Raw genomic sequence first — 10,962 nt, 5'->3', positions numbered from 1 at the left:
TTTTACCTGATACAGATGTGCAGCGTGTGGCTGCCCTCTCTCAGGGAGAGAGGGACGTGTGTAGCGCCTGCGTGTCGGCTTAACAGGTCGTTGAAAATCTATCTGTGTTGCCGAATACCGCGTCAAAAACAGGCTCACAGCCAAAGGCTGAACGTGCTTTAGCACGGCCCCGAAGGGGCGAGCGGAGCGAGTCAAATGCTCATTTAGTTCACTAAACTCCACTTATTCGCCTGTTTCTTGTGCCCTCGGGGTATTTCCTTGTCTCGGCTGCCTCGATAACGTTTTTCAACAGCCTGCTAACGTGCGATGGCAACGCTTTTTCGCTGCGGCCAGCGCAACAGCTGGCTGGCAAGACAGACCCCCATGACCACCAGCAGCATACCCAGCATGGTACGGGCCGAAACATGCTCACCGAGTAACAGTACCGCCAGCAGCGAGGCCAGCACCGGCGTCAGGGAACCTATGGCCGCAGGCACCTCGGCGCCCAGACGGGTGATGGCATAAGCAAAGGTAAAGGCTGACACCAACCCCACACCAACACCCTGCACACCGATATGAAACAGCAGCTCATCCAGCGGCAGGCTGACCAGCTGCAGCGGTTGTTGACGCCACAGCAGGGCCAGCAGTGTCAGCACCAGCGACGTCACCGCCAGAAACGAAGCGCCCTGCCAGGGTGTCAGCCCGGCCTTGCGCAGCGAGACGGTGTAATACGCCCACAGCAGACCGCAGCCAACAAAAATCAGATGCCCCTTCCAGCGCTCGCCCCCCTGTAACAGCGACATCGACAGCATGACCAGCGTCCCCAGCAGAATCAGCGCCAGCCCCCAGCGCCGGGCAAGAGAAACGCGCTCACCGTAACAGCACACCGCAATGGCACTGACAAACAGGGGAATGGTGCCAAGAATCAGGGTGCTGCCATCGCTGACCGAAGCATAGTGCATACCCTGCCCGGCAATCAGGAAGTAAGGCAGGCCGCCGCCGACGATGATCCCCAGCAGATAGCGTTTGGGTGCCTGCGCAATACGCCGGGCATGACGGATAAACAGAGGCAGGAACACCAGCGCCGCCGGTGCGAAGCGGATCAGGGCCAGATCCAGCGCAGGCAGCGATGCCCGGGCACCGATGCGCAGTGACACAAAGAAGCTGGCCCAGACCAGCAGCGTCAGCGCTAACGCCACGCCACCGCGCATACGCGGCGACCACCAGACTGAAGGAGCAGCAAGGGAATTACCAGCAACGGAAGCCATGATGTCGTACCTGGGCCACAAGGGGATTTGCTGGCGCCAGTATAGGGGCGGAATACAGGGCGTTTCAGGGCAAACTTGCCACCCCATCGCCTTATAAAGGGTGAATAAAATCAGATAATCGATAATTATGAGTGGAAATCACCCTTGAGCACTGACCATGGACAGAACCGATCTGCGCATTCTGCAATTACTGCAGGCCGATGGCCGTTTGAGCACCGTCGAACTGGCAGACAAGGTGGGCCTTTCGCCCTCCCCCTGTGCGCGCCGCCTCAAACGCCTGGAAGATCAGGGCACCATCAGCGGCTATCGCGCCATTCTTGATCGCAACCAGCTGGCGCTGTCGACCACGGTATTTGTCAGCGTCCGCCTCAGCCACCATCAGGAAGAAGTCGTCCAGGCTTTCGAGAATGCAATGATGACGATGAGCGAAGTCATCAGCTGCCACGTGGTGTCTGGCGCCTTTGACTATCTGCTGGAAGTGGTCGCCCGTGATCTGAGCGACTACGAGGGGCTGGTACGCAAGCTGCGGGTGCTGCCGATGGTGCATGACATCAACAGCAGCTTCGCCATTCGGACAGTGAAAGACCGCTTCCCGCTTCCCCTTGCGGTGGAGGAAGTGAAACAGAGCTGAGCACCTGAACACGCTCTGAGGAAGCGGATTTACGCGTAAGAACAGGCTGACGAATTTAAAGCTGCCCGGCCCGACGGCTGAACGGCCCAATCCCGACGATACGAGCCAGCAGCAGGACAAACAGCTCGATCAGGAAAGAGGCAAGAAACCCCACTGCCACACCCCAGCCAATGGCGGACGGCGTCAGCGGTACGGTGTAGCTGTACTGGTTCAGCGTTTCCTGCAGCAGGCTGCGGTTGGCCGCCACCAGCATATGCCAGGTCACGCCATACCAGGGCTGCTGCAGCGCCCGCTGCTCGGCGGTAAACACCTGATAACGCTGATAGACAGCCCTGACGCTGACCGAATCGGCCTGAAATACCGGATCATCACTGTCGGCATAATGCTGGATCAGCGCCTGCAGATCGCCCTTGAAGTACTTGTCAGCGGTTAGCTGGAAGGCCTGCAGGTTCTGCCCGGCTTCCTGCAAATGGGCATCGACCCGCTTCTGATACTGGTCGATCAGCCCCGGCACCTGCACCCCCAGCAGCAGGCCCACTGCAAATACCATCAGCCGCAAATAATCACGAAACATGGGGGCCTCCTCTTTGCCCGGTTGAAGGCTGCCACTCTGCCACACTCCGGGGACACTGCGCCATGTGGCCCACTCAGAATGGCCAGCGGCGAAACCACCAGCAACAAAAAAGGCAGGGAAAACCTTCCCTGCCTTGCTGTCACTGTCGACAAAAAGGAGTGGAGTCAAGACTCCCACTCACCACACGATTTCAACTCAGCATGCGTTCACGGTCTCAGTCACCTGACGTCATTCCAGCACACGCCGTTACAGTGTCACACCACTCTTGAAGATCGCCAGCTCCCGGAAATCCAGCTTCTCGTTGCAGGTCGGCTCGCCATTAGCGATGGCGGTTACCTTGTCGATAAACTCCTCCAGCAGCGTGGCCATATCAACGCCATGCACCAGTCGCCCGGCATCGAAGTCGATCCAGTGACGCTTGCGCTCAGCCAGCTCAGTGTTGGTGGCAATCTTCATGGTCGGCACGAAACCGCCGTAAGGGGTGCCACGGCCAGTGCTGAACAGCACCATATGGCAACCGGCACCGGCCAGCGCACTGGTGGCGACGGCATCATTCCCCGGTGCGCTGAGCAGGTTCAGACCGGCGCGATGTAGGCGTTCGCCGTATTGCAGCACATCCACGACTGCACTCTGCCCGGCCTTCTGGGTACAGCCGAGGGATTTCTCCTCCAGCGTGGAAATGCCGCCGGCTTTATTCCCCGGTGAGGGGTTTTCATAGATCGGCTGGTTGTGGGCAATAAAGTACGACTTGAAGTCATTGACCATCTTCACCGTCTTGGTAAAGGTTTCCTCATCGCGGCAGCGGCTCATCAGAATCCGCTCGGCACCGAACATCTCCGGCACTTCGGTCAGTACCGATGTGCCACCATGGCTGATGACATAGTCGGAAAACTGCCCCAGCAACGGATTGGCGGTAATCCCCGATAAGCCATCGGAACCACCGCACTCCAGCCCGAAACGCAGCTCTGATAATTTACCGGGTACTCGCCGGTCATGGCGCATCTGCTCATACAACTCATGCAGATAGGCAACACCGGCGGCAATTTCGTCTTCCTGCTGCTGGCACACCATAAAGCGCGTGCGCTGCTCATCATGCTCGCCCAGAGTATCGCGGAACGCTGCAATCTGGTTGTTCTCACAGCCAAGGCCAATCACCAGCACGGCACCGGCATTGGGGTGGCTGACCATGTTTTGCAGCATGGTGCGGGTATTGAGGTGATCCTGCCCCAGCTGCGAACAGCCGTACTGATGGCTGTGCAGATAGATGCCATCAATATCAGGCGCATTGCCGGTTTCCTGCAGAAACTGCTGCAGCATCAGTTTGGCCAGACCGTTGACGCAGCCCACCGTCGGCAGAATCCACAGCTCATTGCGAATCCCGACCTGACCATTGGCACGGCGATACAGCTGCACATCACGATCAGCCAGATGACTGCCGAGGGCCGTAGGCACCGGCTGGTACCTGTACTCATCCAGATCACTGAGGTTGGTCGCCACATTGTGACTGTGAATATGCGCCCCGGCGGCAATGCTCTCCCGCGCATGGCCGATGGGCAGACCGTACTTGATCACCTGTGCACCCACGGGCAGCGCCTGCAAGGCAAACTTGTGACCACGCTGCACCGGCTGCAGCAAGGTGGCGGAACTGCCGTCGAAAGCGAACGCTTCGCCGGCGTCCAAATCGCGCAGTGCGACGGCAACGTTGTCCTGTGGATGAATTCGGATACAGGCTTGCATGATTACTCCTGCCGCGGCAGGGCTGCGCGCATCCCTACGGTGATGATCTGTTCCAGCTGGTCGCTCACGCAGGCAACCAGACCCGGCAGGGCAGAAAGGTCCTGCTGCCAGTGCTGCTGATCCGCCAGTACCTGATGGACCAGTTCATAAATACTCAGTTCACCGTCGGCGTGCTGCTGCCAGACCGCCGCGTAGAACGTCAGCCAGCGCTGATCATCCTGCAGTGCATAATCCTGACCGTCGCGTTTACCCCGGTAGAACGCCAGCAAGGCGGCAAGACTGAAGGTGATGTGCCGTGGCCACTGGCCTTGCTGTCGCTGGCTGGCCAGCAGGGTCGGCAGCAGGCGGGTGGCAAACTTGGTCATGCCATTCAGGGCAATGGACAGCAGCTGGTGACGAATGAACGGATTACGGAAGCGATTGAGCACGTCAGCCGCAAAGGCCTGCAGCTCCGCCTGCGGCAGGCTGAGCACAGGGATCACTTCCTGCTGCAGTAACTGCTCAACGAAAGCACAGATCTGCTCATCGCTCATGGCTTCACCCACGGTATCCAGCCCGCTCAGATAGGCCACCGGCACCATCGCGGTATGAGCACCATTGAGGATCGCCACCTTGCGCTCTTTATAGGGTGCAATGTCATCAACGATATGGATATTCAGACGCGGGCAGTCGATCTCCCCCCGTGCCTGTCTGTCACGCAGTACATCCAGACACAGGGCCTGCTCCAGCCATTGCGGCCCCTGAATCACCAGCAGATGAAAGTGCTCGGCAGCGACCAGCAGGGGGTCGTCGTAGCCCAGCTCATCACGTAACGCTGCCTGCTGCTCGCGCGGAAAGCCGGTGACAATACGGTCCACCAGTGTGGAACAGAAGGTATTGCTGTGCTCCAGCCACTGGCTGAAGCTGACAGGCAGTTGCCACTGTTCGGCATAGCGCAGTACCAGCGCTTTCAGTGCGTCACCGTTATAGTCAATCAGTTCACAGGGCAGTATCACCCAGCCCATGTCGCTGGCGCCTTCAAAGCACTGAAAGCGCTCCCACAGCAGGCGGGTCAGCTTGGCGGGAAAGCTGGCGGGCGGCTGATCCTGCAGGCTGTCCGCCGGTTCAAAGCGAATCCCCGCCTCCGTGGTGTTGGAGAACACCCAGCGCACATCCGGATTACGTGCCAGCTCCAGCACTTCATCAAAGGCATCACCAGCATGAATTTCACGGTTGACGCAGCGGATCAGGCGCTGGCTGCGCACCACCTGCCCCTGTTCATCCAGCCCCTGAATCAGGGTGGTATACAGCCCTTGCTGCTGATTCAGCTCCGAGGTCTGGCCGTCAGCATGGCTGCCACCGATGGAGCGAATGACCACCACGCCGGCATCCAGCGCGGTGTGCTCATTGAGCACATCCAGCTGCCAGTCGATAAAGGCCCGCATGAAGTTGCCCGCACCAAACTGTATTGCACGGTCGGGATACTGCCTGCCGGGAAAATGAGTGCGATTGAGTAGCGTCATAGCCCGTGCCTCACAGCTCAATGCCGAAATAATCACGGGCGTTGTTGAAGCAGATGTTCTCCACCATGCCGCCGAGCAGCGTCATATCTGCCGGCGCTTCACCATCGGCCACCCAGCGGCCGATCATCTGGCACAGAATGCGGCGGAAATACTCATGGCGGGTATAGGACAGGAAGCTGCGGCTGTCGGTCAGCATGCCGACAAAGCGACTCAAGAGGCCCAGCTGTGCCAGCTGTGTCATCTGGCGGATCATGCCGTCTTTCTGATCGTTGAACCACCAGCCGGAGCCAAACTGCATGCGCCCGGCAATACCACCCCCCTGGAAGTTACCAATCATGGTGCCCAGCACTTCGTTATCGCGCGGGTTGAGGCAGTAGAGAATGGTTTTCGGCAGCGCGTGAGCACGTTCCTGCGCATCCAGCAGGCGTGACAGGGGCGCGGCGATAGGCGAATCGTTGATGGAGTCAAACCCGGTATCCGGCCCCAGCTCCGCCAGCAGACGGGTATTGTTATTGCGCAGTGCGCCGATGTGATACTGCTGTACCCAGCCACGACTGTTATATTCGCCGGCCAGATAGAGCAATACCGCGGTCTTGAACTGCGCTACCTGCGGCTCGCTCAGTGCCTTACCGGCACGGCGACTGTCGAGAATGGCGTCCAGCGTGCTGCTGTCCGCCTCGCCATACACCACCACATCCAGCGCATGGTCAGCAATCTTGCAGCCGTGCGCGGCGAAGTGATCAAGACGACGCTCCAGCGCCTTACACAGATCAGCAAAGCGTACGATGCTGACATCTGCCGCCGCTTCCAGACGCCCGAGATAGTCAACGAAAGACGGCGCATCAATATTGAAGGCGCGGTCCGGGCGCCAGCTGGGCAGAATCCTGATCTCGAAACCGTCCTCGGCAATGGCTTTGTGATGGCTCAGATCATCAATAGGATCATCGGTCGTGCCGACCATCTTCACATTCATCTGACGCAGAATGCCACGTGCGCTGAAAGCAGGATCGGTCAGCTTGTCAGCGCAGAAGTCCCACACCTGTCTGGCGGTCTCGGGGGCCAGCAGTACGCCAGTCAGACCGAAGGGACGACGCAGCTCAAGGTGCGTCCAGTGATACAGCGGGTTACCGATGGTGTGAGGTACCGTAGCCGACCAGGCCTGAAACTTTTCCCAGTCGCCAGCATCGCCGGTACAGAAACGCTCATCCACCCCATTGGAGCGCATGGCTCGCCACTTGTAGTGATCGCCTTTGAGCCAGATGTCATACAGGTTTTTGAACTGATAGTCTTCCGCGATCTGACGTGGGGGCAAATGGCAGTGGTAGTCGAAGATCGGCTGGTGGGCGGCATGCTCATGATAGAGGCGCTTGGCGACATCGGTATCCAGCAGGAAATCTTCAGACAGGAAAGTGGTCATGAGCATGGCTCCTCGGCAGCGGCACGGCAGCTTGATGTGGCCCGGTTGGCGAGGTTGCACCTGAACAGCTCAGGGAAGAAACAGTAACAGGCAACCAGACTCACAAAGTTGTTATACCAATTTTGTTTTTCTTACGGAGGCCTAGCTTATTGCTTCATGCAGACCAGTTCAAGGGGGTTAAGACATGCTACCAAAGTATTAAAAACCCCAAATAACCAATGAAATCAGGGGGTAAAGCCCTGACAAAGATCACGGATATTGGTTTTTTATGGAAAAAGATGTCTAACCAATTGCAGCAAAAAGATCCGCTGCTATGATTCCCTACAGTCGCCACTGTCAGACAGGTACGCCAAAACTGGTCAGACAGGAGAAACATCTGGTTTCGTGTGCAACTGATGGATCTACACAAGAAGAATGGATCTACACCCTGTTCAGTAGACCGACACAACTATAAATATCGAGGTTTATCCATGAATTTGAAAAAACTGGCTCAAGGCATTCTGCTGGCACTGCCCGTCACCGCGATGTCTCTGGCAGCCCAGGCTGCTGACAAGATAACCCTGAAACTGGCCCACAACCTGGATAACAGCCATGTGGTCAGTCAGGCGCTGGAAGCCATGGCCAAGGAAGTCGAGAAGGAGTCCGGCGGCTCCATCCGCATGCGCATCTATCCCGGTGGCCAGATGGGTGGTCCACGCGAGACGATTGAACTGATGCAGAACGGCGCCCTCGATATGACCAAAGGCAGCGCCAGCGAGATCGAACCCTTTGCCAAGCCTTTCGCTCTGTTCAGCCTGCCCTACCTGTTCACCAGCCAGGAGCAGTTCAACAAGGTGATCTACGGCGATATCGGCAGAGAAATGATGCAGATTCCCAAGGATAAAGGCTTTGTCGCCCTTGCCGCCTATCAGGCTGGCAGCCGCAGCTTCTACGCCAAGAAGCCGATCCACTCTCCGGCGGATCTGAAAGGGCTGAAAATTCGTGTGGTCGCCACCCCCACGACCCTGAAAATGATCGAACTGCTTGGCGGCGCGCCGACCCCCATTCCTTTCGGTGAGGTGTACACCGCCCTGCAGCAGGGCGTCATCGACGCCGCCGAGAACAATGAACCTTCCTACTACCAGACCCGTCATGCCGAAGTCGCCAAGTACTACGCCGAAGACGGCCACACCATGGTGCCTGACTACCTGCTGATCTCCACTCAGACCTGGAACAAGCTGGATGACAAGCAGAAGCAGATTCTGACAACGGCCGCCCAGCACTCCGAAACCTACGAAGCCAAACTGTGGGATGAGGTGGTCGCCGACTCACGCAAGAAAGCCGAAGCAGACGGTTCGCAGTTCATTCAGGTAGACAAGAAAGCCTTCCGTGATGCCCTGGCGCCACTCTATGAGGACTTCCGCAAGGATCCTGAAATCGCGCCCTGGCTGCAGAAAGTGGAAGGGGTAGAAGCTTCCAAATAAGGTCAGCAGTCGTTGCGTATCGGTTGCCTGCTCCATAGCGGGTCAGACAGCCGATACCTGGGCTACCGCCCCGAGACTGCTGGCAGCACCCGGCCCCGACACCGTGTCATCGTCCCGGAATGATCACGTCGGTGGTCGGGCTTTCTGCCTGACCTGCAGTCTCCCTTCAGTGCCACACCGGGGAGAAAGTCAATGCGCCTGGAAAAGTACAAAAAACCCGTCGACTATCTGATCGCCGGTTTCTCCATCACCGTCATGGTCGTGCTGGTCATCTGCGTAGTCTGGCAGGTCTTCAGCCGTTACGTCCTTAACAATCCCAGCACCATCACGGATGAACTGGCCCGCTTCAGCATGATCTGGGTTGGCCTGCTCGGCGCTGCCTATACCACCGGCGCCCAGCGCCACCTGAGTATTGACCTGCTGACCGGCAACCTCAGCGGCGTTCGTAAAATGATCAGCCAGGTCGTTATCAACCTGTGCATTCTTGGCTTCTGTGCCCTCGCCATGGTCTGGGGCGGCAGTGAGCTGGTGGAGAAGGTTTACACCACGGGTCAGGTCTCTCCTGCGATGCAGATTCCCATGGCCTATGTGTATGCCGTTCTGCCCCTTTCCGGCCTGATCATGATGTTCTATGCGGTGATCTTCATTCTTGAAGCCCTGCTTGAACACCATCAGCCAGCCCAGCAGATTATCGAGGAGCGTGCGTGATGGATTGGTTAGCCCCCCTGGTGATGTTCAGCAGCTTCTTCGTACTGGTGCTGATCGGCGTCCCTGTATCGTTCTCTATCGGTATCGCCACCCTGGCATCAGCAGCTACCATGCTGCCCCTGCATGTGGCCATTACCGTGGTTTCACAAAAAATGGCGGCAGGGCTGGATAACTTCTCGCTACTGGCCATCCCCTTCTTCGTGTTTGCCGGCATCCTGATGAACAGCGGTGGCATCGCCCAGCGTCTTATAAATCTCTCGCAGATTCTGGTGGGGCGCATGCCCGGCTCCCTTGGCCACGTCAACGTCATGGCCAACATGATGTTCGGTTCCATTTCCGGCTCAGCCGTGGCGGCCGCTGCGGCAGTGGGCGGCACCATGGCACCGCTGCAGAAGCAGGCAGGTTACAACCCAGCTTACTCTGCGGCAGTCAACGTGACGTCCTGTATTACCGGCCTGCTGATTCCGCCCTCCAACGTGCTGATCGTCTACGCACTCACCGCTGGTGGTGTCTCGGTCGCTACCCTGTTCATGGCGGGCTATATTCCCGGCATCCTGATGGGGCTGAGCATCATGGTGGTTGGTTACATCATCTCCAAGCGTCGCGGTTACCCGGTGTCCGAGTGCCCTACCCTGGCACAGATCTTCAAAGCCTTTATTGATGCCATTCCCAGCCTGCTGATGATCGTCATCGTCATGGGCGGCATCATTGCCGGTGTCTTCACCGCCACGGAAGCCTCGGCCATTGCCGTGGTCTACACCTTTATCCTGTCGGTACTGATCTATCGTCAGGTCAAGGTGCGCGACCTGCCGAAGATCATTCTGGAATCCGTGGTCACAACGGCCATCGTACTGCTGCTGATCGGCATTTCTGTCGGCATGTCCTGGGCCATGACCAACGCGGATATTCCCTATGCCATCAGTGATGCACTGATGAGTGTGTCCGACAACCCCATCGTCATCCTGCTGATCATCAACGTGATCCTGCTGATTGTCGGGGTGTTCATGGACATGACGCCAGCGGTGCTGATCTTCACGCCAATCTTCCTGCCCATCGCCACCCAGCTGGGCATGGACCCGGTGCACTTTGGCATCATGATGGTGTTCAACCTGTGTATCGGTCTGTGCACACCGCCGGTAGGCAGTGCGCTGTTCATCGGCTGCTCGGTATCAGGGGTAAAACTGAAGCATCTGATTGGCCCGATGATGCCGTTCTTCCTGGCACTGGTGGTCAGTCTGTTTGCCGTCACCTACATCCCACAGCTGTCACTGTTCCTGCCACACCTGTTCGGCATGCACTGATCGTCTTGTGAACAAGGTGGCAAAGCTGTCATACAAAAAGCAGTGGCTGTCGGACAACAACCACTGCAGCTCTGATCCAATGCCGGATAAACCGGTATACTAGCAGGCTGTTGAAAAACGTTATCGAGGCAGCCGAGACAAGGAAGAAACAGGCGAAAAAGCGGAGTTTAGTGAACTAAATGAGCATTTGACTCGCTCCGCTCGCCCCTTCGGGGCCGTGCTAAAGCACGTTCAGCCTTTGGCTGTGAGCCTGTTTTTGACGCGGTATTCGGCAACACAGATAGATTTTCAACGACCTGTTAAGCCGACACGCAGGCGCTACACACGTCCCTCTCTCCCTGAGAGAGGGCAGCCACACGCTGCACATCTGTATCAGGTAAAA

The 10,962-nt window shown here is 57.7% G+C and carries 9 protein-coding genes; 4 read left to right on the top strand and 5 right to left on the bottom strand.

Going from position 1 to position 10,962, the window contains the following annotated elements; translation table 11 throughout:
* Positions 1 to 296 precede the first annotated feature (296 nt).
* Positions 297 to 1,247, bottom strand: a complete 951-nt coding sequence (locus WH50_RS22935; RefSeq protein ID WP_207780443.1) for a DMT family transporter — start codon at positions 1,245 to 1,247, stop codon at positions 297 to 299.
* 157 nt (positions 1,248 to 1,404) lie between these two features.
* Here WH50_RS22935 and WH50_RS22930 point away from each other — a divergent pair, with 157 nt between their 5' ends.
* The gene (locus WH50_RS22930; RefSeq protein WP_104152813.1) at positions 1,405 to 1,878 is read left to right on the top strand and encodes an Lrp/AsnC family transcriptional regulator; all 474 of its coding nucleotides are present in this window, start codon (positions 1,405 to 1,407) and stop codon (positions 1,876 to 1,878) included.
* 55 nt (positions 1,879 to 1,933) lie between these two features.
* Here the strand turns inward: WH50_RS22930 and WH50_RS22925 are convergent, their stop codons facing one another.
* From WH50_RS22925 to uxaC, 4 genes are all read right to left on the bottom strand, one after another.
* The gene (locus WH50_RS22925) at positions 1,934 to 2,452 is read right to left on the bottom strand and encodes a DUF2937 family protein (RefSeq protein WP_110189527.1); all 519 of its coding nucleotides are present in this window, start codon (positions 2,450 to 2,452) and stop codon (positions 1,934 to 1,936) included.
* 246 nt (positions 2,453 to 2,698) lie between these two features.
* Positions 2,699 to 4,189: a UxaA family hydrolase gene (locus WH50_RS22920; protein ID WP_110189526.1), complete on the bottom strand. Its 1,491-nt coding sequence runs from the start codon at positions 4,187 to 4,189 to the stop codon at positions 2,699 to 2,701.
* A gap of 2 nt (positions 4,190 to 4,191) precedes the next feature.
* Positions 4,192 to 5,691: a tagaturonate reductase gene (locus WH50_RS22915; protein WP_110189525.1), complete on the bottom strand. Its 1,500-nt coding sequence runs from the start codon at positions 5,689 to 5,691 to the stop codon at positions 4,192 to 4,194.
* A gap of 10 nt (positions 5,692 to 5,701) precedes the next feature.
* Positions 5,702 to 7,108: a glucuronate isomerase gene (gene uxaC, locus WH50_RS22910; protein WP_110189524.1), complete on the bottom strand. Its 1,407-nt coding sequence runs from the start codon at positions 7,106 to 7,108 to the stop codon at positions 5,702 to 5,704.
* A gap of 470 nt (positions 7,109 to 7,578) precedes the next feature.
* On the opposite strand from uxaC, the gene WH50_RS22905 reads away from it, so the two are divergent.
* The 3 genes from WH50_RS22905 to WH50_RS22895 all read left to right on the top strand — a co-directional run bounded on the left by WH50_RS22905 (position 7,579) and on the right by WH50_RS22895 (position 10,580).
* Positions 7,579 to 8,571 carry a TRAP transporter substrate-binding protein gene (locus WH50_RS22905; protein ID WP_104152818.1) on the top strand — a complete coding sequence of 331 codons (993 nt, stop codon included), beginning with the start codon at positions 7,579 to 7,581 and terminating at the stop codon, positions 8,569 to 8,571.
* A 192-nt stretch (positions 8,572 to 8,763) separates the two neighbouring features.
* A complete protein-coding gene (locus tag WH50_RS22900) occupies positions 8,764 to 9,279 on the top strand; it encodes a TRAP transporter small permease (RefSeq protein WP_104152819.1) in 516 nt (171 codons plus the stop codon).
* The gene (locus tag WH50_RS22895; RefSeq protein WP_110189523.1) at positions 9,279 to 10,580 is read left to right on the top strand and encodes a TRAP transporter large permease; all 1,302 of its coding nucleotides are present in this window, start codon (positions 9,279 to 9,281) and stop codon (positions 10,578 to 10,580) included. Before WH50_RS22900 ends, WH50_RS22895 begins: the two co-directional genes overlap by 1 nt.
* Positions 10,581 to 10,962 lie beyond the last annotated feature (382 nt).

The sequence above is a fragment of the Pokkaliibacter plantistimulans genome (assembly GCF_003194385.1).
GTDB classification, from domain to species: domain Bacteria; phylum Pseudomonadota; class Gammaproteobacteria; order Pseudomonadales; family Balneatricaceae; genus Pokkaliibacter; species Pokkaliibacter plantistimulans.
Note: the sequence above shows the minus strand (reverse complement) of the source record. Positions and strands in the feature narration are given on the sequence as shown.